At 53.8% G+C, this 26,040-nt stretch carries 22 protein-coding genes; 8 read left to right on the top strand and 14 right to left on the bottom strand.

Features of this window, described 5'->3' with window-relative positions:
* Position 1 precedes the first annotated feature (1 nt).
* From NXS13_RS02470 to NXS13_RS02505, 8 genes are all read right to left on the bottom strand, one after another.
* The gene (locus NXS13_RS02470) at positions 2–2,050 is read right to left on the bottom strand and encodes an ATP-dependent DNA helicase UvrD2 (RefSeq protein ID WP_259289308.1); all 2,049 of its coding nucleotides are present in this window, start codon (positions 2,048–2,050) and stop codon (positions 2–4) included.
* Complete coding sequence (locus NXS13_RS02475) at positions 2,043–2,825, bottom strand: NAD(+) diphosphatase (protein WP_259289309.1); 783 nt, start codon at positions 2,823–2,825, stop codon at positions 2,043–2,045. Before NXS13_RS02475 ends, NXS13_RS02470 begins: the two co-directional genes overlap by 8 nt.
* Positions 2,785–3,861, bottom strand: a complete 1,077-nt coding sequence (locus NXS13_RS02480; protein ID WP_259077153.1) for a TrkA family potassium uptake protein — start codon at positions 3,859–3,861, stop codon at positions 2,785–2,787. The genes NXS13_RS02475 and NXS13_RS02480 overlap by 41 nt, the downstream gene beginning before the upstream one ends.
* A gap of 79 nt (positions 3,862–3,940) precedes the next feature.
* Positions 3,941–7,273 carry an ATP-dependent helicase gene (locus tag NXS13_RS02485; protein ID WP_259289310.1) on the bottom strand — a complete coding sequence of 1,111 codons (3,333 nt, stop codon included), beginning with the start codon at positions 7,271–7,273 and terminating at the stop codon, positions 3,941–3,943.
* A gap of 71 nt (positions 7,274–7,344) precedes the next feature.
* Positions 7,345–10,593 carry an ATP-dependent DNA helicase gene (locus NXS13_RS02490; RefSeq protein ID WP_259289311.1) on the bottom strand — a complete coding sequence of 1,083 codons (3,249 nt, stop codon included), beginning with the start codon at positions 10,591–10,593 and terminating at the stop codon, positions 7,345–7,347.
* Between the two features lie 50 nt (positions 10,594–10,643).
* Entirely contained in the window at positions 10,644–11,705 is a 1,062-nt protein-coding gene (locus NXS13_RS02495; protein ID WP_259289312.1) for a TIGR02569 family protein, read from the bottom strand.
* A 189-nt stretch (positions 11,706–11,894) separates the two neighbouring features.
* Positions 11,895–12,758: a DUF3152 domain-containing protein gene (locus tag NXS13_RS02500; protein WP_259077723.1), complete on the bottom strand. Its 864-nt coding sequence runs from the start codon at positions 12,756–12,758 to the stop codon at positions 11,895–11,897.
* Between the two features lie 158 nt (positions 12,759–12,916).
* A complete protein-coding gene (locus NXS13_RS02505) occupies positions 12,917–13,144 on the bottom strand; it encodes a DUF3107 domain-containing protein (RefSeq protein WP_259077157.1) in 228 nt (75 codons plus the stop codon).
* Between the two features lie 213 nt (positions 13,145–13,357).
* On the opposite strand from NXS13_RS02505, the gene NXS13_RS02510 reads away from it, so the two are divergent.
* Positions 13,358–14,728, top strand: coding sequence for a DEAD/DEAH box helicase (locus tag NXS13_RS02510; protein ID WP_396124721.1), 1,371 nt, complete (start codon positions 13,358–13,360; stop codon positions 14,726–14,728).
* A gap of 31 nt (positions 14,729–14,759) precedes the next feature.
* Positions 14,760–16,052 carry a hypothetical protein gene (locus NXS13_RS02515; RefSeq protein WP_259289313.1) on the top strand — a complete coding sequence of 431 codons (1,293 nt, stop codon included), beginning with the start codon at positions 14,760–14,762 and terminating at the stop codon, positions 16,050–16,052.
* A 22-nt stretch (positions 16,053–16,074) separates the two neighbouring features.
* Here the strand turns inward: NXS13_RS02515 and NXS13_RS02520 are convergent, their stop codons facing one another.
* A complete protein-coding gene (locus NXS13_RS02520) occupies positions 16,075–16,506 on the bottom strand; it encodes a hypothetical protein (RefSeq protein ID WP_259077160.1) in 432 nt (143 codons plus the stop codon).
* A gap of 719 nt (positions 16,507–17,225) precedes the next feature.
* Between NXS13_RS02520 and NXS13_RS02525 the strand changes: the two genes are divergently transcribed.
* The 3 genes from NXS13_RS02525 to ybaK all read left to right on the top strand — a co-directional run bounded on the left by NXS13_RS02525 (position 17,226) and on the right by ybaK (position 18,557).
* A complete protein-coding gene (locus NXS13_RS02525) occupies positions 17,226–17,486 on the top strand; it encodes a WhiB family transcriptional regulator (RefSeq protein WP_259077161.1) in 261 nt (86 codons plus the stop codon).
* A 287-nt stretch (positions 17,487–17,773) separates the two neighbouring features.
* Positions 17,774–17,848, top strand: coding sequence for a 50S ribosomal protein bL37 (locus NXS13_RS09340; protein ID WP_396124722.1), 75 nt, complete (start codon positions 17,774–17,776; stop codon positions 17,846–17,848).
* Between the two features lie 208 nt (positions 17,849–18,056).
* A complete protein-coding gene (gene ybaK, locus NXS13_RS02530) occupies positions 18,057–18,557 on the top strand; it encodes a Cys-tRNA(Pro) deacylase (protein WP_259289314.1) in 501 nt (166 codons plus the stop codon).
* A 45-nt stretch (positions 18,558–18,602) separates the two neighbouring features.
* Here the strand turns inward: ybaK and NXS13_RS02535 are convergent, their stop codons facing one another.
* The gene (locus tag NXS13_RS02535) at positions 18,603–19,352 is read right to left on the bottom strand and encodes an SOS response-associated peptidase (protein ID WP_259289315.1); all 750 of its coding nucleotides are present in this window, start codon (positions 19,350–19,352) and stop codon (positions 18,603–18,605) included.
* A gap of 18 nt (positions 19,353–19,370) precedes the next feature.
* Here NXS13_RS02535 and aroA point away from each other — a divergent pair, with 18 nt between their 5' ends.
* Together aroA and rsgA are read left to right on the top strand one after the other, a co-directional pair.
* Positions 19,371–20,696, top strand: a complete 1,326-nt coding sequence (gene aroA, locus NXS13_RS02540) for a 3-phosphoshikimate 1-carboxyvinyltransferase (protein ID WP_259289316.1) — start codon at positions 19,371–19,373, stop codon at positions 20,694–20,696.
* A gap of 8 nt (positions 20,697–20,704) precedes the next feature.
* The gene (gene rsgA / locus NXS13_RS02545) at positions 20,705–21,724 is read left to right on the top strand and encodes a ribosome small subunit-dependent GTPase A (RefSeq protein WP_259077165.1); all 1,020 of its coding nucleotides are present in this window, start codon (positions 20,705–20,707) and stop codon (positions 21,722–21,724) included.
* A 16-nt stretch (positions 21,725–21,740) separates the two neighbouring features.
* Here rsgA and NXS13_RS02550 read toward each other — a convergent pair whose 3' ends face one another.
* From NXS13_RS02550 to NXS13_RS02565, 4 genes are all read right to left on the bottom strand, one after another.
* The gene (locus NXS13_RS02550) at positions 21,741–23,027 is read right to left on the bottom strand and encodes an acyl-CoA desaturase (protein ID WP_259077166.1); all 1,287 of its coding nucleotides are present in this window, start codon (positions 23,025–23,027) and stop codon (positions 21,741–21,743) included.
* Between the two features lie 19 nt (positions 23,028–23,046).
* On the bottom strand, positions 23,047–24,138 hold the full coding sequence (locus NXS13_RS02555) for a ferredoxin reductase (RefSeq protein WP_259077167.1): 1,092 nt from the start codon (positions 24,136–24,138) through the stop codon (positions 23,047–23,049).
* Positions 24,139–24,355: 217 nt separating this feature from the next.
* Entirely contained in the window at positions 24,356–24,862 is a 507-nt protein-coding gene (locus NXS13_RS02560; protein ID WP_259077168.1) for a DUF6912 family protein, read from the bottom strand.
* Entirely contained in the window at positions 24,862–25,272 is a 411-nt protein-coding gene (locus tag NXS13_RS02565) for an HAD family hydrolase (protein ID WP_259077169.1), read from the bottom strand. Before NXS13_RS02565 ends, NXS13_RS02560 begins: the two co-directional genes overlap by 1 nt.
* A gap of 223 nt (positions 25,273–25,495) precedes the next feature.
* Here NXS13_RS02565 and NXS13_RS02570 point away from each other — a divergent pair, with 223 nt between their 5' ends.
* Complete coding sequence (locus NXS13_RS02570; protein ID WP_259158103.1) at positions 25,496–25,939, top strand: hypothetical protein; 444 nt, start codon at positions 25,496–25,498, stop codon at positions 25,937–25,939.
* The last annotated feature ends 101 nt before the right edge of the window (positions 25,940–26,040 follow it).

Below are 26,040 nucleotides of genomic sequence, written 5' to 3' on the forward strand. Positions count from 1 at the left end.
TTTACTGGGCCAATAATTCCAAGAGATCCGCACCAAATTTCTCGACTGTCACCGGGCCAATCCCAGCAATAGCCAAAAGCTGCTCGTCGGTGGTAGGTCGACGCTCCGCCAAGGCTAATAGCACCGCATCAGAGAAAATGGTGTAGGCGGGGCGCCCCGCTAGCTTTGCCTGCTCTAAGCGCCAACTCCGCAATGTGTGGATGAGCTGATGATCAGCCTCAGAGGGACAGTCCTGACAGTGGCCTAGAATTTTATCATCAGGATCATTTAACGGCACGCCACAAATCTGGCACCTGTGCGCACCTCGCTTAGTTTTTTTCGCAGTCAACGTCGCTGGCTCCGCTACTATGCCATCAAGGAAACGGGTGCGCTTGCGACTTTTACGTCCACCCTCCTGACGTGCATACGACCACGTGTGCACCAGGTGTTCCCTCGCCCGCGTAATACCAACATAGAAGAGACGACGCTCCTCCTCGATCGCTTCCTCTCCCGCTTTCAGAGCGTGACTAATGGGGATAGAACCATCATTAAGTCCCACCAAAAAGACTGCGTCCCACTCCAGCCCCTTAGCGGCGTGAAGCGAGGCCAGAGTCACTCCCCGCATAGAAGGCGGATGTTTGGCATCGGCTCGCTGTTTGAGCTGGCCCAAAAGGCCAACCAAATCTAAGTCGGGAGTGGCCTGTCCTAGTTCTTGGGTCAACTCCACCAAGGCACGCAAAGACTCCCACCGTTCACGAGCTTGCACACCCTGAGGCTCCTGAGTACTAAAGCCCACACCGCTTAAGATAGCAGTCACTAGATGGTGAATCTCGGGCCCACGGTGCTGATCGGGAAGATCCTCACGCTGTGCCGCGCGTACAAGTTGATTGATCGCTTGAATAATCTCAGGCCGCTTGAAGAACTCCTCCCCACCACGTACTTGGTAGACAATGCCAGCCTCAGCCAGTGCCTGTTCAAAGGCGACAGATTGGGCGTTTATACGATACAAAATGGCGATCTCGGCGGGATCTACCCCCTGTGTTAGGAGATCTTTAATAGCGGCAGCAACACCACGGGCCTCTTCTGGCTCACTGTCGTAGGGTCGGAAAACCGGTTCAGGTCCCCGCGGTCGCATACCCTCCAATTTCAGGCGCGTGCCCGCAACACGCCCTGAAGCTTGGGCGATCACCCGGTTAGCAAGAGTGGTGATCTGCGGGGTAGAACGATAATCTCGTTGTAGTTTCACGATGGTGGCATGAGCATAAGTACGGGAAAAATCCAATAGAAAATTCGGGGTTGCTCCCGTGAATGAATAAATTGTTTGGTTGGCATCGCCAACGACCGTGAGATCATCTCGATCCCCTAGCCATGCGTTGAGCACTCGCTGCTGCAGAGGAGTGACATCCTGATACTCATCGACCACGAAACTACGATATTGGCTGCGGAATTCCTCGGCGATGCCACGAGAATTCTCTAGAGCCCCAGCTACATGAACAAGAAGATCATCGAAATCTAGTTCCACGCCCTCTGGCGATATTTTGGACTCCTCATAGAGCTGATAGCACTGCGCTATCTTCTCTGCAGGGTATGGGAGTCTGCGATCGCCCACCCGTGCCGCATAGCTTTCCGGTGGGATAAGGCTGGCTTTCGCCCACTCAATTTCTCCTAAGAGATCACGAATATTTTCTTTTGAAGACTCGATACCAAGGCGGCGCGCTGCTCGGCTAACCTTGGGAAATTTATTATCCAGTATCGCCCAGCGCAGGTCTCCAGCTACCTGAGGCCAAAAATACCGTAATTGACGCAACGCCGCTGCGTGGAAGGTGCGGGCGTGCACGCCACCAATACCCATCAGTTTCAGTCGGTGTGACATTTCCCCAGCTGCCCGCTTGGTAAAAGTGACCGCCATGACCCGCTGCGGACTGACAAAGCCCGCATCGATCATATGAGCTATGCGGTAGGTGATAGTGCGTGTTTTTCCGGTGCCGGCACCAGCGAGAATAGCCACGGGACCACGCGGTGCGGTAGCAGCAACTCGCTGATCAGAATCGAGGTCTTCGAGATTAATCATATTTATTCACCCATTGCTCAATCATCGTCCACGCCACCGTTCCAGGTGCTGGAAGATTCACCGTCTGCCGTCGCACATCCTCCCGAGACAACCATTGAATATCCAATAATTCGCCGTCGGATGGCCACCGCGGTTCTCTATCATCGGTATACGCTTCAAAGCCCAGCATAAGAGATCCGCTAAACGGCCAAGCCTGGCTCATAATATAGTTCGGATGACAAGCAAGGCGCCCAGTCTCTTCGCGAATTTCTCGCAGCACGGCGTCCTCAGCACTTTCTCCCACCTCAATATAGCCAGCAATCAAAGAATAGTAGTGCGGGCGTAGCGCATTGAGCCCCACCAGGATCTTCTCTTCACCCATAAGCTCCAGGCGGCAGATGATTGCTGGGTCGATGCGCGGGAAAATTTCTAGTACGTTACCCGCGACATTTCCACGAGGTCTAGCAATATGTCCGTGGTAGTCCAGGGCTTCGCCGGTGCGCGGGTGGAAACGGAAATTCTCACGCTGCTGTAGTACCCCTAATGCCCGAAGAGCTTGGGGCTGAAAGCACCGCGCCCAGACCAGATATTCTGGTAGCGAATACTCCTCCCGTGCGACCCGCTTGACCGCTATGGCCTCGAAAAAGAAAGCTCCCTCGTAGAGGTGAAGGTCAGGGTGGGGGCAGGGTTCGATACAACCTGCGGTATCAACGAGTGTGCAGCCATGCTCGTCGAATAGAAAGAGTGGAGTGCTGCTAACGATTTTTAAGGTCCTCACTAAATACGCGACGTACATACAGTAGCCGGTCACCAGGTTCCACGGTCTCAGCCTCGAGGGAGTCAAGACGATATAACTCCCCCGAACGAACTACTCCGAGGACTATATCAGCGAGGTGTCGAGGATTCGCCCCTACCTCGTCCTCGGCTACGGGCCGCTCGGCTACGGAGAAACCTTCGTCGGGTGAGAGCAAATCTTCCATCATCTCCACCACTGACGGGGTTACAGTAGCTAGCCCCAACATGCGGCCCGCCGTCTCCGAGGAGATAACTACAGAATCGGCACCCGATTGCTCCAGAAGGTGTTGATTTTCACTCTCTCGCACACTAGCCACGATCCAGGCAGAAGGGGCCAACTCGCGCACCGAAAGCGTCACCAACACCGCAGTATCATCTGTGGAGGGGGCAACTACAATGGCTTTAGCTTTATTCGCTCCCGCTAATTTGAGGACTTCGGAGCGGGTAGCTGACCCGTTGACGGTGACAAGGCCTTTGTTTTCGGCTGCCTCGAGGACTGACCTATCAGTGTCAATCACCACAATTTCGCGGGGGTTTACACCATCGGCGAGCAGTGCTGAGACCGCCGAATGTCCCTTGGTGCCATAGCCAATCACAATGGTGTGGTTGCGCAATTTTTTCCTCCAACGTTGAATTTGCCAGGCCTTACGGGATTCTTCGGTCAACACCGATAAGGTGGTACCAACTAAGAGCACCACGAAGGCGACGCGTAACGGCGTGACAATGAAGATATTAATCAACCGTGCAAATTGCGTCACTGGCGTTATATCGCCGTAACCGGTCGTCGAAAGCGAGACGGCTGCGTAGTAGAGAGCATCGACAAAGGTCAGCTCCTCGGAATACCCATCACGGTCCAAATAGGCCAGCAACGTGACCACGATTATAAGGATGAGGGCGATAGAAAATCGTCTGGCGATGAGTTGAACGGGGCTAACCAGCGTGTTTTTAGGTATACGAATGACGTTGAGCAGAGCGTGCTCAGGCACATCCGCAAGTTGCGGATCAGTTCGGAATCTATCCGGCAAATGGGATGCCATCCCGCTACCTCTCCCTCATCGATGATATTTACACCTCGATTAGTCTACTAGACTCAGCAGTCACACCGACTGCTCCCCCTCAGCCTTTTTCGCGATCTGCCTGACCCGTGGCATTCGCGATCATTGCGGCGATCTCGTGATCCGAGGGTAACTGCTCGAAAGTAATCATGGTTCCAGAGGAAATATAGTAAAACCCGGCGCGCACCTGCTCGAGTGGTAGATCCTTTAGCCGTGCCCACGCTAAACGATAAACTGCTAATTGCAGTCGTGTACTGCGCAACTTTTGTGCGGTCGGAGGGTGCCCAGTTTTCCAGTCCACAACCATATAGCTGCCGTCGTTTTCGCGAAAAATGGCGTCCATGCGGCCGCGGATGACTATTCCATCGATACTCACTTCAAAGGGTTGTTCAACGAAATCGGGGCTACGGTCTGACCATTCAGAAGCCAAAAAGGCTTTTTTGAGCTCCGCTAAGGACTCATCGGGTATATGCTCATCAACGCCCGGCAATTGATCCTCATCGAGCAAACTGGTGGCGCCGAATCTGTTTTCCAACCAGGAGTGGAACGCGGTTCCCCGCTTGGCGTAGGTATTGGGCTTAAACGGTATCGGTCGACGCTGCCGCTTCGCGAATTGCTCAGGGTTTTCACTAAGGGCGACTATATCGGTGGCAGTAAGCTGATCTGATAGAGCTACCTCGACCTCAGTGGTGCTTTGGCGCTCATATTCTCGGATAAGCGCTTGGACATCGCGTTCCCATTGCTCGAAGATCTCGTAGTCCGCGGAATAGGCAGGAACCTTCTCCATAGCCGCGAGTACCAGCTGGGCTGCCTCTTCTTTAACTGGAGTGGTGATTGCCGACGGGAAAAAGCTAGGTTGGTGCTCAATGTTCTCTGGTTGCGCATCGGTATCATTCCCATCAGCCTGCCGCCCCTGCCACCAGTGAATGATATAGTCTGGGTGTTTCTTGGCTAGCTGAGCGAGATGCTCGTAGGGGTCAATGATGGCCTTGCGGCTCGGGTTATGCGAGGCTGTGATGATCAAATATTGTTCACTTCGCGTGAGGGCAACGTAAAAGAGACGAGTATTCTCCTCTTCGGCCCCTTCCTTGAATTCCTGAATATGTCCCTTAAGAGCAGTCTCCAACTGTTTACGATCCTCCACCTCCGTGAGATCTAATACGGGTGAACCTGATTGCTCTGTCTCTTCTTGGGCGTCGCCGCGCAATGTGGAGGGCACCTGCGCTGGATCAGTCAACCAGGTACGTACTCTGGCGCTATAGGTATTAGCATCGGCGTGGAGGACGCTGACATACCGCCATTCCAAACCTTTGGCCTTGTGGACGGTGAGGATTTGCACCCGATCCGTACGAACCGTGACCTCCCCGGGACTAAGCCCGTTATCGTGTTCCCTAGCAAGATCCAAGTAATCCAAGAATTTCGATAGGCTAGCGCCAGGTATCTGTGCATAGCGCGCCACCTCCTCATGGAAGCGCTCAAGATGAACTACTCCGCTAGCCCCGTCAGCGCGGGGATTCTCTCGCGCTAGAACCTCAGTACGTAATCCTAATTCGCTTTCGATCTGGGCGAACAGATCCGGTAGCGGTTGACTAAGAATATTGCGGCGCAAGCGTCTTAAAATGGCGGCGAGTCTTTTTAAACGTCGTAACCCCAGGGGACTAAAACCTTCGGCTTCTCCCAGGTCTGCAATAGCATCCGCAAGCCCGACAATTTCCTCTGGGTTTTCTTTCACCGCTGACGCGATTTGGGTGCGTAGTGCTCTCTCAGCCGCCGATATAGTGGGATCATCATCCACAGCTGGCTCAGGGCGATTCGCTGGGTGCTCGTCTCCGTGCATTCGACCTTTGAGGTTGCGAGCTCGCTGGGCAAGTACCTCAATATCAGCTACTGATAGACCCATCATGGGCGAGCTGAGTATCCGCATAGCAGCCTGGGAATCGAGAGGACGAATCAATATGGTAGCCACAGCAATAAGATCAGCGACCTCCGGAATATCGACTAGTCCAGCGGATCCAAGTATCTCCACTGGAACTCCCCGCTTTTTGAGTTCATGAGAAATGAGATCCATATGCTTGCGTTTGCGCACGAGGACGGCCGCTGTAAAAGGAGAATCTCCACGATTGTGATAGAAATCGGCGAATTTCTCGGCTACTGCCGCACACTCCGCTTCAGGGCTGGGGTAATAGCCTAGTTCCACCACCCCCTCATCAGCGTGCGGGAGTGAGACTAGTGGCTCTACGGAGCGATTCTTTTTCCTAATCGGACCTAAAACGCTCTCACTGATTTCGTTGGCGCACTCAAGAATGCGCGGTGGGTTGCGGAAGCTCATGGTCAGTTGGGCTTTGGGGGCCACCTGGTTGCCACTATGCGCGAAGTCCGTTACAAAACGTTCCAGATTAGCTGCGGTAGCACCACGCCACCCATAAATGGACTGCATGGGGTCTCCCACAGCCGTCACAGCTTGGCCGGCAAAGAGCTCAGATAACAAGACACGTTGAGCGTGGGAGGTGTCTTGGTACTCATCGAGCAAAACGATATCAAAGCGCTTGGCGAGGGAATCAGATACGCGCGGATTTTCGGTGGCTAGTCTGGCGGCAAGCGACATTTGCTCCCCGAAAGTCATGAGGTTACGCTCGGCCAATAGATCCTTGAGCTGCTGCGCCAGAGGAAGATACTGCATCCTCAGGATCTGTGCGTCGCGAAATTTGACCATATCCCCATTGAGGGCATCTCTTTGACGTGGCCCCTTTGGTAATTCCTCAAAAAGGTTAATAAATGGCTGACTTTCCTCAATGATCTGGTTAGCGCTGACCATATGGTTATCTAATTCGCTGACCAGATCCAGAAGAGTTTGAACAGCGGTTGCTGTTTTTCCACCACTCATCAGCTCACCGTCGTAGGCTTCCACCACGGCGTAGGCGAGTTCGAATAATTCGGCCTGAGTAATCATTCTGCTCCCGGGCTCCACGGGAAGTAGGAGCCCAAACTCCCTGATGAGGGATCCAGCGAATGCGTCGTAGGTCGATACTGTGGGGGCGATAACAGAGAGATTTTCAGCGAGGCGCCCCTTGGGATCTAGGGTTTCTAGGTGGGGAAGGTGAGCTAGTTGTCCCAGCCTTGTGCGAATCCGCTGTGATAATTGTTGCGCTGCTTTTCGGGTGAACGTCAATCCGAGCACCCGGGAAGGATCAATAACACCTTGGGCGGCTAACCACACCACACGGGCTGCCATTGTTTCAGTTTTTCCAGCCCCAGCTCCGGCCACGACGAGGAGGGGTTCACGGTTTGCAGAAATCACCGCAGCCTGTTGTGAGGTAGGCGGATGGGCCTGCCCTAATAGCTGCGACAGCTCGTACGGGTCTAGGCGAATATCGGTGCTTCGATTGTCACTCATCGTCTTTGTTCTACTTGCCTGTTCTCTGGTGCGGGTATTGAAAAAAATATGTCATCGTGGAAGCTACGTCCTCATAGCTGCATACCCGTGGGGGTGGTGGTCAAGTTACCGGTACTGTGGGCAGGGCAAATATTTCTAAGTACGCACGTATCGCACCTCTGAGAGACTCGCGCCTCCAGGTAGGGTCCGCGCAACTTGTCCATCAGTGGTGGGAGTTGATCTGCAAATTCTTGTAAATCGGCCTCTTGTTTTGGCACTTGACTGCGAAATTTGGTGCCCCGTGCACCATATAACTCTACGTAGATGAGGCTCGCACCTTCAATATCCATCCCAGCGCCATTTATGACGCGCCCATTTTCTATCTCCCCCTTGTTCAATGCTAATTGGTAGGCACATAACTGCGGGTTCTTATCTGCATCGGACGTCGAGGGGAGGTTGGATCCAGTCTTGAAATCGTAGATGTGATAGGCCCCGTCGGTGGTCTTTTTTAAGCGGTCGATACGACCTCTTAGGCGAACTCCGGGAAGAACCTCCACGTTCACGGGGATTTCCGCGTATATATCTGCGGCATCATGGCTATTCGTCTCGATCCACGCAGCGGTATGGTCGAGTGTTTCCTGCCACTGTTGGATATGTGTCTCCTCTTGCCACTTTGCGCTATCGCTGATCTGGGGATAAGCAGCGCGCAGCAGTTCTTGGGCTCGATCTTTATCCATCCCACGAGCTAAAGCTTCGGCATAAGCGTGCACAAGGATACCTTTGAGCAGTGCCGGGGAGGTTTCCGAGTCCACGACTAAAGGACCTAGCATTGTCAGCAATGGGCAGTGTAAAGCTCTATCGATTTTAGAAGGTGACAGCGCAGTCACCGTTAGTTCTTTATCGCTACTTATCCCACCACTTCCCCACCACGAAAACGGGTGCGCATCGGCTATGCCAGCGTGGGCCATTCGAGCTAAGTGACGCGCCGCCTGTTCTTTAAAAAAAGCTGGGCGATGAGGATCGATCAGCACTCTGCGCAGTTCGGCCACCACCGTTGGGATCGATAGCAGCGTGGTGCGCCCCATCTCCTCTAAATTCTCGGCACTGGCGGTGGAATCTGCTACCGCTGGTTGGTAACTCTGGTCCGGTTTCGCTGGCGGTTGAGAATCTGGCGTGGACTGCTCCTCGAGCATATCGAGATAGGGCACGAGGAAGCGGGATATTTCCATGACCTCGTCAGCCTCGGGGGCGTCAACGGCGGCGATTACTACCTTTTGGCGTGCACGTGAGGTTGCCATATCAAAAAGGCGCTGTTCCTCGTGGATGCGTTCTTTGATCCGCGAGATAGGAACGCCCGGTTCAATGCCGTCGTCGATGAGATCAACGAGCTCTTCTTGGCCGAATATCCCGCCGGTGACTCCCGTGTTGGGCCAGCTCCCCTCCTGAACTCCGGCGATGATCGTCGTGTCCCACTCGCGGCCTGTGGTGGCGTGGGCAGTGAGCACTGTTACGGCATCGGGTGCGCTCAGGCGTCTATCACGTACCCCGGTAGGAAGCTCCTGTTGGGCTATATGCGCGATAAAGGAATCTATTCCTGCGTGCGGACGACGTTCAGCAAAGTCGCCAGCATAATCGAAGAGCGTCATGACCGCATCGAGACTGCGATCGGCTTGAGATCCAGGCGCACCGCCGCGAAGACTGACAGCCAGAAGGTGGCGCCCTAATCCAGTTGCTTCCCAAATATTCCACAGCACCTCTTCTACTGAACCAGGGCGCCGTGCCTGCTCGAGGATGCTACGGATGTGGCTGAGTATCTCCCATTCACGGGGTGCGAGAACGGTTGTGACGACCTCTTCGAAATCAGCATTTTTTTGGGCGGCATCAGCGCGCAGCAAATCCGCTAATACCTCCATAGCTCTCCGCTGCGGAGTAGAATTATCAAAACTGCTTTCTACAGCGCGCGTATAGCGCAATTCAGCTAGCCGGAGGCCGCGCAAGAGGCGTCGTAAAGTTGCTGGATCGGCACCACCAATTGGTCCGATGAGTAAGTCCTCTAGTTCTTCCAGGCTCACACCATCGCGTGCGGCACGCACGGTGAGCAGAAGCGCTGAAACTAGCGGCTGTTCTCCGAGAACGAGAGCACCTGCATCTGTGTGCACCGGCACCCCAGCCGCTATGAGAGCACGTCTGATGGGATCGACCTCGGCGGAATTGCGCACAATCACGGCTATCTCTTGATTGGGGATTTGGTGGATTAGATTCTCACGCCGCACCACATCGGCTACCACATGACGCAGTTCCTCCATTGACGCTACGACGTTCATCTCGATTCGCCCCTGGCGGTAGTCATCACTGAAGGATTCTCGCGCTAACCTCACTCGATGTGTATCAGTGAGCTTTAGATGATTCTCAGCAGGGAACTCTCTGAGAAAATCTGGCCGTGCACCGCGGAAACGGAAAACCGATTGATGCGGATCACCTGCGATAACAGCGAACGAGGCGCGCGTGGTAAGCCTGTGAATAAATTCTGTAGATTTGGGATCAAGGTGTTGCGTGTCATCAACAAATACGGCATCAAATCCCAGGCTTTCCACATCGTATTCCAAAACCCTACTCACCAGTTCCGAGGCGGATAATTGATGTGTGTTACCCAAGGACATGACCTGTTCATATTCGCGCAGAAATTCCCCTGCGGCCACCCACATGGGCTGTTGGTATCTGCTGCCCAATGAGATGAGGTCACCGGGAGATAGACCGCGTTCAGCAGCGCGTAGCAGGAAATCACGAAGACCTCGAGCAAAACCGACCATGCCAATTGCCTCACGGATATCATCTGGCCATCGGATGCCGCCGTCACGAGCTCGTTCGCCGTCAAGCAATTCTCGAATCACTGCGTCATGTTCGGCACCGCTGATGAGTCTTAAATGCTCATCCATATGATCTCGCACGATGGCGAAGGCCCATGAGTGGACCGACCGAACGATACTCGAAGAACTAGTAAAACTGTGCCCTCTTAGGCGTGCGGTCAAACCAACACGCAATCTCGCTGCGGCTTCTTTGCTTGCCGCTATGACCATCATGGAATCAGGGTCATGACCGCGAATAATGCGCTCAGCAACGGTATCTAATAAAAGCGTGGTGACCCCTGAGCCGCTGGGGCCCTCAAGCCGCCAGATGCCTTGTTGGGCGTTGAAAAGATCGTTGGACCACGAGCGCCGCGGATTATCCGAGTTGGGTGACGTCAACCGAATGTCAGGATTGGGGGGTATCTGATGATAACCTGCATAAATTTCTTCCCCACGACTATTCCGCGATGAGTTGTCGCTATGATCTGAACTCATTAATTCCTACCTTGATCCGCGTCTATTTCATTATCAAGCATATTACTGAGTTAGGTATGGGAAGTGTTCTCGTAAGCCTTTGAGCGCTCACATCGATCGTGCAGGACGGAACACACTCGGGCAAGGTTAGTGCCGGTCTCCTCTGCGGAATCAGAGTGCAATGCATAAATATAAATGCGGTAGAGGAGCGCTCTGAGTAGCAGCTGGTCGAGATGGGGGACGTGGCGATAGCGGTCGAAGATGCGGGGATCGGTGGCATTGAGGATGAGGGCGTCCACCATGACTTGCGCCGCGGTATATCCGGCGGGTCTGAGCATCCCGATAATATCGGTGATAACAGGCGCCTGCGCCCCAGAGTAAATTGTCGTTGCTAGCATATCGGCGTGCGTGACTTGGATCGCAACCTTGTTTCCATCCATATCGAGGATATCGCTCAGAAGTGGGCGTAACTCGGCAAGAAGGGCGATAGCCTCGCGGTGTCGAGGTTGAGATGGGTCGAGTTGGATTAGGTCTTGACCGCGCGTAACAGCGTGATCAGCGAGGGAATAGAGGTCTCGAGCATTGGGGGCGCTAAAGGTTTCTCCACGTGGCACCGTGGCGAGAATGTGGTCGAGTCGCAGGGCTGCGGCGACTGTTTCATCAATACGATCTGTTGGTTCACCATCGACCCATTGAGAGGCACGCCATCCTTTGCTGATAAAGCGACCATCGGAGGAGCGTATGGGACGCACTATTCTCAGCCCCGGTACCCGCAGGTTCTCGCGTATCCGCGATGACCACACTGCCCTCTCGGGGTAGGCCACTCGAGCGAATATAGTGGTGCCTATTTTGAGCCCATAGTCCCAGGCAAGACCCATAGGCTCCGGGGTAATGCCGCTCGGTGCTTGAAATACTGAGCAAATATATCCTGGCACTTCATCTTCGGTTTCGGGCCCAGCCACTGGATTGTCGGAGACAGCAGCATCCTCTTGAGGCTTAATTTTAAGTAGGAAGACCACATTATCTTCGCTTTTATCGCAGCAGGCCGCTGCCTGCTCGCTATCTGTGACAGCGCTGTCGATGACGCTCTTATTAGTAATGTCATCCGGACGGTCGGTGGAGTTATCAGCCATGGGAACTAGCATAATAACCGAATGAGACATCTACCCCCGCTGCAACTCCAGAGCCTCACTCCGCTCCCTTTATATGGGCTTTTAGATCATTCCGTGCCCCTTGGATACGAGAGATATTCGCTCGCCATGAGTTTATGTGGCTCCCGCCTTACTGCAGGAGCAGCACAGAGTACAGCACCAAACCCGAGGCTAGGCGAAAGGATAGGGCCAAGGATTAGGTTTGCATTCGAAGCCATCATCGGGATACACCTCATCCGGGTTGAGCGCATTAAGCTCGGAATTGCTCAAGCTGAGGGTTTGCTGCATCATCACCGGGGCTAATTCATTGGCACCACCGCACGGTGCGTGTTGGCCGTAGCCTATCCCGTGCCCGACTTCGTGATTAAGCAGGTATTGGCGGTATCCACCGAGGTCACCGAGAAATGTTGATGCTCCGCGCACCCACCGTGATTCATTAATGATCACACGGTTGCCGATGCTATTAAAGCACGATGTCTCCATACTAATATCGTTGCCACACGAGCTGTGGGTTGTCTCCACACTGGAGAGCTGGATGCGCAGATCGGGGATCTCCCCCGAGTCTCCTGCAATATGTTCAAAGCGGAATCGAGGGTCGTGGGTCCATCCCTTGGGGCTGGTCAACGTGGCATCGACCATGCTCACAAAAGCATCGTCACCACCGTAGGCTGAGGTGTCCACCCCATCTTCGATTTCTATAACGTAGCGAAATACTGCTTCCTTCCCTTCCCCGGCGGCGGCGCCAGGTTGACCCACCAATCGGTACTTGCCCGAACCTTTCACGCTAAAGGACGGCCCCGGTGGCAGGGCTCCTTCGGCAATTGTGGGCCGCTCGGCACGTGCGGGGTCCGGCCCTTGCCCCAGACCTTGGGTGTGCGAATCGGTATTGGCACTCGTGCCTACGCGCATGGAATTAACCGGGAACACAGTGGTATCGGGGTTAGTAAAAATATCCACTAAAACCCATACTGTGAGTACCGCTAGGACCGGAATCGCATAGGCTCGCCAACCATAGACCTGGGCGAAGCGTACCAGCCGTGGGGTTGACTCACCATGCTCTGGGGAATCGCCCTCATTCGTCCACCCATAAGTGCTTCGAGATGGAGAACGCCTATTTCCCTCCCGACGACCATTATCCCCTTCAGGATGTGGTTCTGAGGAGGGAAGAGTGCGATCACCGTTATCGCCCACGTTTATGCTCCAGCAAAACCAACGCGATGCGCGGTTTGGGTACCAATTTCGACATAGGCGATACGGTCGTTGCGAATAAGGTAGCGGCGCTGCTTATCATCTTCCAGTTCGAGGACACCGGTACCCTGATGGAGGGCCTCCGAAATTTTAGCGACCACTGTGTCGTGATCTTGGGAGCTCGTAATCACGAGCTCACGTGGGGAATCGGAAAAACCAATCTTAATATCCATAATGTGTCCTTCGGTTAACAGTGAAATCAATCGTTTGTGCGGTGCAGTTAATCTGTAGTCCTTCATCTTAGACAGTTTCCCTGCGCGCGTCACCCGAGAACTGTCCCATCAGGACAATCACTATCCCGCTCGGGGCAACCGAGGAGGTGCTGCGATAGCAGCGGGCGGGAGATCAGTCGATGGGGTGCTTAGCTTATGGTGAAGCGGGGTGAAATGAGGTTGTTAACACCGAAACACACTAGTATCAGATGTGTGTCGAAGAAAGAGACCCCCACCTTCCATGCCCTAGGCGTTGCAGCCGAAATTACGCGAGCTCTTGCTGAGCAAGGCATAATCCATACCTTTGCAATTCAAGAGCTCACACTTCCCATTGCCCTCGACGGCCGTGACCTCATCGGTCAGGCACGAACGGGTATGGGAAAGACCTATGGCTTTGGGGTTCCGCTGCTCGATCGAGTCTTTGATGCCGCAGATATCAAAGAATTGGATGGCACTCCGCGAGCCTTGGTAGTAGTTCCCACGAGGGAACTGGCCGTCCAAGTGGGTGATGATTTAGAGAAGGCAGCTCGCTACACCCCCATAAAAGTCATTACCTTATATGGCGGACGCCCGATTGAAGAACAGGAGCGGGCCGTCAAAAAGGGCGTCGATGTGGTTGTGGGGACGCCGGGCCGACTCCTTGATCTATACCAGCGGGGGGTATTAGCCCTGGATGAAATAGCCATTTTGGTGCTTGATGAGGCCGACGAAATGTTGGACTTAGGATTCTTCCCCGATATTGAGAAAATTCTGACGGCGCTCACACACCCGCATCAAACCATGCTCTTCTCAGCAACTATGCCAGGGCCTGTACTCACTTTGGCTCGTACATTCTTAAGTCAGCCCCTACACATTCGTGCTGAGGAGGCGAATGCACAAGCTACACACAGCTCAACCAAGCAGGTTGTTTTCGCCTCGCACCGCATGGATAAGACCGCGTGTATAACCCGCATCCTGCAGGCAAAGGATCGGGGAAGGACGATCGTCTTCACGCGCACCAAGCGCTCAGCTGCCAGCCTAGCTGAGGATCTTGCAGCCCGCGGATTCCTCGTCGGTGCCGTCCACGGCGACCTCAATCAGGCTGCCCGAGAAGCCTCTTTAGCGGCTTTTCGCAGTGGCACAATAGATATCATGGTCGCAACCGATGTGGCGGCCCGAGGTATTGATATCGACGACGTCACCCATGTGATCAATTTCCAAACCCCCGACGATCCCATGAATTATGTTCACCGTATTGGCCGCACTGGTCGAGCAGGCCACAGCGGTACTGCTGTTACTCTCGTGGGCTACGATGAGCTGACGAAGTGGAAACTCATCAACGATGAACTAGCCCTCGATATACCTACCCCACCACAGTGGTTTAGTAACTCTCCAGAACTCTACGAAGCTTTGGATATACCCCAAGATGCAGCCGAACGAGTCGGTGCGGAACGCAAGGTATTCGGGGGTAGGATTCACGCCCAGGCCTCATCACCACGGCGCAAGGGAAGTCGGGGGTCCAGATCGGGGCGTAACTCTCGAGCGCATCGATCCTCGCGCAGCTAAGAAGCTCAACCTGGTCTAAGGAATTCGACTGATGAATCCCCTCAACAAAAGGCAGTGGCGCGAACGCGCGCTGGTACGTTCCCCCGAAGGCTACCCGTTGCAAGCTCGCCGTCTCATTTCCTCGCCCCTTCACTATATAAGTGCGGCCATCATCGCAATAGCAGCACTCAGCCTCGTTATAAGCGCCGTTATTAGTGCGCCGATTAGATCCGTTTCGCTACATCCAGCTAAAAGCTCCTTTGCTGCGCCCGAGAAGACACAAACTCTCGCTAACCAATATGTAGAGCTGCGCAGCATCCCCGATGACTCTTTGGCTCCGGCACCCCTGTTAGTTCAAGGACTGCTGGTGACAACTACAACCATCGACCAAACCAGCATTATTAGCGCGAGCGACCCCGATACAGGTGAAGAGATCTGGAGCTACAGCCGCGATCTCCCGCTGTGTGCTGTCACAGAAGCATGGGATGATATTGTCGCCATCTATCGCAATGGGGCCGGTTGCGGGGATGTGGTGAGCCTTAAAGCGGCAACTGGAACCTATAGTTCAACGCGCTCATCATCCGCACCCATGGACGTATCCGCGTTGGTGTCTAATGACCGGGTCGGTTATATATCCCCTGCACGCATCGACCTGTGGCGCTCCGACCTCGTACGCACCATCGAATATGGCCTCGATCCCACCCCCCACGAACCCGAATTACAACCACATCCGGGCTGCACGATCATAAGCGCCCAAACTCGGGTAAAAAAACTAGCTTTAATCGAGCAGTGCGAGGATCGCATATGGTTAAGAATCCTCTCCACCGAGCCCGAGGAATCCCGCTCTCCTCAAGTCGACGCCGAGTATGAGTTGACTGGAACGAATCCGGCAGTGGTGGGTATAACCGAGGAAACAGCGGCTGTCTATATCGAGCAGCCAGAGCCTCACTATCTGCGTTTTACACTTGAGGCGAAGCTCGTTGCCGACAGCGTGATTGACCCCATTCAACAAACCGGCCCTGGCCCCACCACTGCAGTGATCAGTAATGACTTGCAGCATCATATCGCGTGGTTTGATGGACGGCGTCTGTATATCTTGCATCCGCTCACCCTCGATATCGACTACGTCGTCGACGACGCTTCTGGGCTACCTGCGGATCTCGGCTCGTATATCCTCTACCCCACCGCTGAGGGTTTTGCGGCAGTTGAAAGTGCTGATGGAAACCCCGTACGGAAGATCCAGATCGCAGGTGGTGTGGAATCCTCTCCAGGTGCGCTCGGCGTTGCCGGCCGCAGCATAGTACTAAAATCTCGGGGCGAAGTTCGAATCTATCAGCCAGCCTGAGAGCGGATTAAATATCGCCTCTCTAGTGGGCGAAGCGTTCTGCTGCCCACTGCACCGAGCGTGGGCTAAAGAGCAACCCGAGAGCCATAATAGTGCTCAATGCTGTTACCACGCCCATAAGGATCTGGGAGCCCGTGAACATATAGTAGGACATAAGTAAAAGTAAATTCTCTAGCATGATGACTGGTCCACGGCCCCACCGTAATCCCTTCGCCATTCGGTAAGCACCGACGATCACGGTTCCGAAAATAATAAGGAAGAATAGTGCTGTTCCAAAGGCTACCGAGGTTACTGCATCCGAGGACTCATAGATGATATCGGGTTGACTGGCGCCAGTGAATCCACGGTAGAAAAGAAGGAAGGCATAGCCTATACCGATTAGCGACTGGACGGCCGCGATGGCGGCGGCGATTTTAATCTCCTGGGGGGGCGTGATAGCTGAAGTCGACGTCATGAATTCATGGTACCTAAAGGTGCAGGTCTTACCTCCACTCCGCGGCACCGGGATCACCTCGGTAGAGTTTTGAGATTCGACGGCGGCGATTCGGGCACCATTCTATTGCCTCTGTACAATCCTGTACGCTTCCACAAGCCCGTGTGAGCCTCGTTGAGCCCTACGAAACCTTGAGCAAGTTGTTGATTATTCAACTATATGGGTGCACTCCGACGATTTGACGAAAGTCACGGGAGGTTATCACTTAGCTTTCATTCATATCACCAGTTCACAACTCTAAGATTTCGAGAGTTTTTCAGACAAAAGGAATTCCGGGGTTGGTGTGAGTCGCCAAGAACAGGAGAAAATGAGTGTTTCTAATCACTTTTAGTGGATAAACTCTAGCATTTTAGTGCGGAACGTGACAGTATCAACGACATACCAAAGCACGGGGAGAGTCGTGAGAGTGAAATCCTTGTGCCCAAGCCTTGGAGCTGACCTCCTTAACGGATGGTTGGCTTTCGGACTGTTTTGGGGTAAAAATCCCAAAACTAGACAGCATACACAGACAAGCGCCCACTGCCTGGCTCACCCTCTTAGGGGTATTAGCCAGCGACGTTGCGTTCTGACCATGATGCATACTCTCACCACGTACTAAAACTAATGGAATTTTAGTTTTCTAGGGGTCCCCTAGAAGGCTATATTCCTATGCACTTTATAACGATATAGGAGTAAATACTATGGACTGGCGCCACAAAGCAGTTTGCCGCGATGAAGACCCTGAACTCTTCTTCCCCGTTGGAAATTCCGGTCCTGCCCTAGCGCAGGTAGCAACCGCGAAACTCGTATGTAACCGCTGCCCAGTAACGTCGCAGTGCCTGGCGTGGGCCCTCGAGTCGGGCCAGGACGCCGGAGTGTGGGGCGGCATGAGCGAGGATGAACGCCGAGCCCTCAAGCGCCGCAAGAACCGTGGCCGCGGCCGCGCACGGGTGAATGCATAAAGCACTCCTACCGGTTGGATAAGAACCAGCAATCTCCCCGTTTCTCAAGCCCCCCACCCCCTTTGAAATCATATATGCCCGCGCTAGTTTCGCTAATGCGTAGCTCACTAGCTGGGCATCATAGAGGGCGCCCGCGAGTATGCGTTTAACGGGGAACGACGGATAAGTATTGCAGCCGAGACGGGTACAACCTTTGGGCCTTCGGGCTCGCAGATTAACATCACCACCCGCCAACCAAGTAAACTACGTGCTGTTAACAGCTCTCATTGTGTTAAAGGAGATATTCTATGAGCAAGCGTGGCCGTAAACGCAAGGATCGTCGTAAGAAGAGCGCCAACCACGGTAGGCGTCCAAATTCCTAAGTCACTGCGGTGATTTAAGCGCTTCGATCATAGGCTGCTTCGCGTTCGCTTTATAGTGTGAACGTGGAGCAGCCTTTTACTATGCACTTTATACCCTGCATATTGTGACATTTTATTTCATCACTCGTCCCTTTAGACACTGAGCTTTAGCCTCATTCATTGCTGCTATGTTGAACCTCCTTATATGGGGGTGTAGGAATAGACAGTTATGGCGAAGAAAAAATCTCATGCGGCAACACCCTGTCTTCAGGCCTTAGAAGACGCTGGAATCACCTACACCACCAGCACTTTCGAGGCGGGCAACGACCACTTCGGCGAGCATGCCGTGGCAGCACTGGAGGTAGAGGCTGAGCGGGTCTTTAAAACCCTCGTCATCGACTTAACGGCAGGTAAAGGTCCAAAGCGGCAGTTAGCGGTTGCGTGCCTACCAGTGCCGTATCATCTGAGTTTAAAAAAAGCAGCCAAAGCCTTCGGTGTTCCCAAGGCAACAATGGCCGATCCCCACGACGCCAGTAAGTCCTCGGGCTATGTACCGGGAGGCATATCACCTATCGGCCATAAGAATCCATTGCCTACCGTGGTAGATGAAACCGCACTACTGGCCGATAGTATCTTTGTCTCAGGTGGTCGTCGCGGATTGGATGTGGAAGTAAGGCCGCAAGACCTAGCCACCCTCACGAACGCTAGCTTTGCCGACATTCAGGCATAGCAGATCTAAAGGTCACCGGCCTGGGCATTAGTCCCGTAGAACCTTTTAAAACAACCCCGGATTCTCCAGAAGGTGCGGGCCCTCATTCTTAATATGCCCCACGAGAGGGTTCGCTCGATCGATATGAAGATTCTCGTAGTAGCTGGAGTCAATATTATCGAGTAGTTCCTCAGCGAGAAAGGATGTGGACATACAAGGCTCACCATTAGTCGAGTCTTGTAACCACGTCATATGGTTGACTCGCGGAATAAATAAGGGCATTCTATGGTGAATCTCAGCAACCGGCTCGATAGCCTGCGTGGTGATGATCGTCGTCGATAAGCAATTGTGGTGCGTCTCGTAGATACCGGCCGCCCACATCAGCGTTGTGGCGTGGATATAAAAAGGCTCCTTGTGTTTCCACTCATAGTAGCCATTCATCGGGATGAGGCAGCGCCGCCTAGCAAAGGCCGCTTTAAAACTCGGCTTCTGCGTCACTGTTTCCGCACGGGCATTAAAAAGGGGCGGCCCGCTCGGGGTGCTCTGCCAAGGGGGAATCAGACCCCACCGTGCAGGAAGAAGAGATGCCTTGGCAGTGCCCGCTAGGGTGCTGAGAGCTTGGGGTTTCGGTACGTCCAATCCACTATCAGCTCTTCTCTCTACCCCCGCGTCCCCAATAGCGAGGATAGGGATTATATGCGTAGGCGCTATATTGTAGCGAGCGGGCGGCACCCCGTAGGGTGCCTGTATATTCAATACCCCTCCATGATCAAGCAGTTCCTCAGCCTCGGCAAAAAGCACATATCGACCACACATACCTTTAGTATGGTCTACATGACCTCTTCCGCCTATATTCCAGGAACTTCATGGTGGCGAGCGCCCTCGCCGGGCACACCAGTGCGAGCAACTGTGAGCGTTCCAGGTTCCAAGTCGATGACTAATAGAGCCTTGGTTCTATCTGCTCTTGCCACCGAGCCTTCCCGTATTACAGGCGCTCTTTTAAGCCGCGATACTTCTCTCATGGTGCAGGCACTGCGCAGTTTAGGATGCGAGATTGATCTACAGCCTCATCCCGACGATCCCTCATGCGCTTGTTATTTCATCCGCCCGACCACCCAACTGGTGGGCGGTCCCATCGATTGCGGCCTGGCGGGGACGGTCATGCGTTTTATTCCCCCGATAGCGGCAATGGCCAACGGCAGAGTTTATATGGATGGCGATCCGCATGCGGGCTCTCGCCCTATGGGTGGGGTAATTGCAGGATTGCAACAGCTAGGAGTCAATATTTCAGGCAGCAGCCTCCCGCTTAGCATTGAAGGCAGCGGGGAAGTTGCGGGAGGAGAGGTCACCATCGATGCCTCTGCCTCTTCGCAGTTTGTCTCTGGACTACTCATGGCGGCTCCTCGATACCATCACGGCCTAGTCATTAATCACGCTGGCGGCCCACTGCCCAGCACTCCGCATATTACGATGACGGTTGAGATGTTGCGGGAGGCGGGAGCGGAGGTTGATACCTCAGTAACTCATCAATGGACGGTGCACCCTGGCCCCATCTCGGGTCATGATTGGGAGATTGAGCCAGATCTCTCTAATGCCACCCCTTTTATCGCTGCCGCGATGGTCACGGGAGGGGTCGTGCGCATTCGCAATTGGCCGATTCAATCGACCCAGGCTGGTGATGCGATTCGCTATATCGTTAAACAGATGGGTGCCCGGATCGAATATGCTCACAGCCACTATTCACACGATCTTATCGTGCACGCACCGCCTTTAGGTCAGCTGCGCGGAATTAATCTCGATATGTCAGATATCGGGGAGTTGACTCCAACGGTAGCGGCGATGGCAGCACTGGCAAGCGACACGAGCTCTCTCACAGGTATCGGCCATTTAAGAGGCCACGAAACCGATCGGCTGAGTGCTTTGGCTGATGAAATCAATGGTCTTGGAGGCCACTGTAGTGAGCGCGACGACGGTTTGATCATCGAACCTCGCCCGCTGCGTGCGGGCACGTGGCACAGCTATGCGGATCATAGAATGGCAACGGCAGGAGCTATTATTGGTCTGGTGATACCCGGGGTGCTCATCGACGACATCGATACCACCTCGAAAACTCTTCCCAATTTTGATCAACGCTGGCATGCAATGCTGAAGGGAGAATAAACGTCATAGTGGCTAGGGGTAATGTCTCACGGTCTTGGGATGAGTCAGATGTGCGAGTGCGGCCATCCAAGCGGTCGCGGCCACGCACTAAAGACCGTCCGCGTCACGACGATGCCGAATTTGGAATGGTGATAACCAAGGACCGTGGCCGCTGGGGTGTTGTGCTCGATTCTGCCACCACGCCCGATGAAGCGATCGTGTGCATGCGGGCTCGGGAGATGGGACGAACTCCCGTCGAGGTTGGCGACCGTGTGGGTGTCGTCGGTGATATATCTGGAAAACCCGGCACCCTAGCTCGCATCGTCAAATTAGAGGATCGAAACTCGGTCCTGCGTCGCACGGCAGATGATACAGATCCCTATGAACGCATCGTGGTCGCTAACGCCCACCAGTTACTCATAGTATGCGCTGTAGCCGATCCCCCACCGCGAGCAGGTTTCGTTGAAAGAGCCCTGGTGGCAGCATTTGTCGGCAACTTACAACCAGTCATCTGCCTGACTAAATCCGATCTGGTAGACCCCGCCGAATTCGCTAGCGAATTTGCCTCTCTCGCCGTCCCCGTCGTGATGTGCGGTATCGATGATCCTCTCGAACCTATCGAACGGGTCCTGGACAATAGGATATCCGCACTGATTGGGCACTCAGGGGTTGGGAAATCAACTCTTGTCAATAGGCTCCTGCCCGAGGCTCATCGCGCCACCGGCGAGGTATCGGGGGTGGGTAAAGGACGTCATACGTCGACCCAAGCAGTTGCCCTCCCCTTGGGGAAAAGGGGGTGGATTATTGACACCCCCGGAATTCGCTCTTTCGGGTTAGCACACGTCGACGCCGACACCGTTGTCGGTGTTTTTGAAGATCTAGCGCCTCACGCTGAGGATTGCCCACGAGGATGCACCCACATGGGTCCCCCCGCTGATCCCGAATGCTGCCTCGACCTCATTCCCACCGACTCCCCCGCGGGGCGCCGGGTGAAAGCGGTGCGCAAGCTCCTCCAGGCCCTGCGCTCCAAGGCCGATTGGGAACTTTAGATATGAAGCTTTGGATCTAAGCCCCTAACCCCTTCGTTGTGCGGCGCACTATCACCTTGACAGCCTCGGGAACTGTAGGACGTAATTCTTTAAGGAGTCGTAATCCCACGGTCAATCCGCGTCGAGTACCGCTGTGCTCACCGTGGGTTAACTGGGCTTCAATGTGGGGGTTTTTCGTGAATGCTCTATTCGATCGAACTTCGGGAGCATTATCCTTATCTGCTACTAGGTACTTATTGGGCAGGGTGAGCTTCAAGAGAGTTTTCTGCACCTTAAAAAGCTGCGCTGCAAAGGAATCGACGTTATATGGTAACTGATATTCTTGGCAGATCTCCCGAACCTTTAGGGACGCTTCTGCCAGTCTGTTCGATGGCATATCCGGAAATAGATGGTGCTCAACCTGGTAGTTGAGATTTCCTGACATGACCGTGAGCACTTTACCTCCGTGGAAATTGGCTGATCCCAGCATCTGCCTTAGATACCACTGGTTATGATCTTCATTCCTAAACTGCTCTTTGGTGAAGGTTTCAGCTTCGTCGGGGAAATGCCCACAGAAAATAACAGCATAGGCCCATATATTGCGGATACCATTGGCTACGAGGGCCGCTTTAATGGATTGTTTATAGCCAGGGCCTGATAGTGCCGGGTAAAGAATATAATCCCTCACATTATGTCGGCCAGCCTTACGCGTGGTTTCCCAGAATTTATCCTTAACGTCCGCCCATGTGGCTCGTTTGGTGAAGTAGCGCCCGAGTTCCACATCGTAATAGCCGACAGCCCACTGAAACAGGCTTGCGAGCACTGTATTAATCACGGGCTGGAAGGCAAATAAAGGGCTCCAGGCACGATCGCGGGTCACACGGAGGACTCCGTATCCAACATCATTGTCCATACCGAGAACATTGGTATACGTGTGGTGAATATAGTTATGGGCATGTCTCCATTGAGACGAAGGGCAAACAATATCCCATTCCCAGGTGGTGGAATGAATTTCGGGGTCATTCATCCAGTCCCACTGCCCGTGAAGAACGTTATGACCGATTTCGAGATTTTCTAAAATCTTCGACACGGTAAGCATAGTGGTGCCAGCCCACCAGAGTGGTTTCTTCCTCGGGAAAAGCAGAGAGATTCTTCCTGCAACCTCAAGCCCTCTCTGGATGCGAATCAGCCGCTTAATATAGGCGGCGTCCTTGGGGCCCAAGTCGGACATGATGTCTTTTTTTACCGAATCAAATTTGTGTCCAATGTCGATGATATCGTCATCGCTTAAATGAGCATATGCCTGAATATTGTCGATAGCCATTAAAGGCTCCTTTACTTTTTTAGTGTGCTAGTTCTATATCGCCGCAGGCCACCGAGACGCACGTTCTCAAGCGGGTGCCTGCTTCGTACGCTTCGCCTGTTTTCAAATTGAGAGCCATCCCGGTTTTAAGAGTGCATACGCAGGTCTGACAGATTCCCATACGACAACCAAAGGGAAGACCCACCTGCAACTCTTCAGCGGCCTCTAAGATTGTGGTCGCCCCATCAACACTCAGGCTACGTCCGTTGCCGAAGTCGATCGTGCCGCCTTGGGCGTCCGATTCGCGCGAAAATGTGAAGCGTTCTGTCTTTAGAGTCACGCCCTGGGCGGTTGCCCACTCTTCGTAGGCGTCGAGCATCTTCTCTGGCCCGCATGCATACACCACGCGATCGGCAATATCGGGGCAGAATTCATGGATATGATCGGGGGTAATGCGGCCCTCTGTGGAAGTGATATTAATGTGCACGCGGAATGTTGGATAGCGGCGCGCCAAATCGCGCAATTCCTCCTCGAAGAAGCAGCATTCCTCCGCTCGCACACTGTAGAGCAGATAGGTGTCGCAATGGCGGAGGTGATCCTGTTCGGCGAGGGTGCGCACCATTGAGATTATGGGGGTAATACCGGCACCTGCTCCGATAAATGCCAAAGCGGGGGGTGGTGGATCTTCAAGATGGAAATCTCCTGCGGGAGCGGCTAGGCGCACCACCATCTTCGGTTTAGCCATGCCCACAAGGTGCTGGGAGAGTTTTCCTTTTTCCACAGCTTTGACAGTGATCGACAGCAGACCGTCACCTAGGCTGGGAGCACCTGTCAGTGAATACGACCTCCACACAAATCGTCCGTCGATCTCTACGCCGATACCTATGTATTGTCCAGCGCGAAAGCTCACTGGTACGCCCCAGCCCGGCTTAATTTTGAGATGCACGGCATCAGCTTGTTTATGTGCGCTGACAATCAAACCGCGCAATTCCCGCGTGGACCATAGGGGGTTGAGTAAAACTGCGTAGTCGTCGGGTAATAACGGTGTGGTCAGTCGCTTCAATGCGGAGCGGATACGGCTGAGGCGATCACGGGTGGTTTTTGTACTAGGTGGGGTTGGCAGTTGTTCCATAATGTGGATTTCTGGGTAGATGGCTGGGTAGATGTCAGGGTAGATGTCACAGTGAAAGTCTGAGTGGAGTTGTGAGCGGGGGTAACCTTTCTTCCACTAGGGTGAAAGGTTTTCCCCTCAAAACTTACGCTACCGTAGCTTACCGCACCGTAGGTTATTGTGCAATAAAAATCCCACTGCCATGTATGCAGTGGGATTCTTAATTTATCGATGGTTTCTACAACAGATCGATTAACACCGGCAGCTCGGATGGGTCATACCATGCCATATAATTATCGATAGCATCTCCCACGGCCAATTCCGCGATCTCATCACCAAGATCAGCTTCATCGATCACTTTGATGGCCTTCGCAGTGGCCTCCTCACTACCTGCGGCATCGACGTGAATGGCGGCCAGATCTTCACGGTGAATACGCGGTGGGTCCACACGCACCACAGCCTCCCCCAGGTCAGGATCTGGGTGAAGATTCGCATCGGGAAGATCTACTGAGATCACCACGCGACGGTGCGGATAATATTCCTCGTCATAGAGAGCGAGTAAACGTATAGACGCCCGCGCCGCCTCATCGAAAGCAATCTCCTCAAAATCTTCCTCTTCACCGGATTCATAGCTCTCCCGCAGTGCCGCGGTGACTGCGAAACCGTAGCCCGAACGCACGCTTAAGATTCCGTCCTCTTCCAAAGACCGCAAATAACCGACAGTGGCGGGAATATAGACTCGCACTAGAACTCGCCCTCAAACTTGAAAATACTCTGCAGCTCTACCAAGGTGCGATCAAATTGCTGATAGTAGGATCCCACGAGACCAGCTTCTACGGCACCGCGCACATTGACAATCGAATCGTCGACCATAACGCAGTCCTGCATGGGAATACCAATAGCATCGGCTGCTGCTTGGAAAGCAGCGAAATCAGGCTTCTCCGCCCCAATCTCTCCGGAAAGGACAACGGCATCTACCACACCGGAGCTAGCCAACACACGGATCGGCTCAGCACCGGGGCCGCCTGGATCATTGGAGAGTACGGCCGTCGCGATTCCCTGAGCTCGCAATGCCTTCAGTACATGACGCCAGCGATACTGCTCCTCTTCGGGGCCATCAAGCACCCCCACATAATCCACAATTAAGCCTTGCACGATTAATCTCCACCTCACTTTTTTAAGCCATATCGCTTACAATTAGACTGATCCTATTGTTGCATATATCTAGTAGGATTTTTTAGCACGAGGCATTCAGGGCTCGGGTCTAAAACCCGCCAAGCCCACCACCGCCCATGAATATCCTTACCATTGCTCGATAGGCCTACCACAGCTCGATCATCATTGGTTCCGTGGCGCTCAACCCTACCAAAGGAGCGTCATGTACCATCCTAAACCCGGATTCGCCCTTCTCCAGTGTGCAGAATACGAACCTCGCCGGATCTATCATCCGCCGCCGGTCACACTCCCCGAAGACATAACAACGCACATCAAATGCTCTCTCTACCGAGCGCTTCAATGCGCGTGCGGTCAAAAGCCCATCTCAGTCCTGCGCGCCAGCTCTTACGACGCAGCAGTCATCAGGCATATACGCGCAAAACTAAAGGGACAGCCAACCTCACATACACAGCTCGGCCATATCCAGATCGCCAGCCTCCATTTTTTCCGCAAGAAGGACACCTATCACACCTCCCTCGACGCCCCCGTGCACGTATACGAGGCTTATGGCACCTTTTCAGTCGGCCCTGATCACCGCGCCTTTACTGCCACCGTCAAGAAAGAAGAGGGCACCGCAGTCCGTATCTCCACTCTTCGCGTTATCTGATCTCTGATACCCAAAGGAGCGGGCTGCAACCATCCTGTCTATCAGGGGTTACAACCCGCTCCGCAGGCTGATAATGATCGAGTTCTGTCTGCCGAGTGCGG

This window comes from Corynebacterium sp. ES2730-CONJ (assembly GCF_024834055.1).
GTDB lineage: Bacteria > Actinomycetota > Actinomycetes > Mycobacteriales > Mycobacteriaceae > Corynebacterium.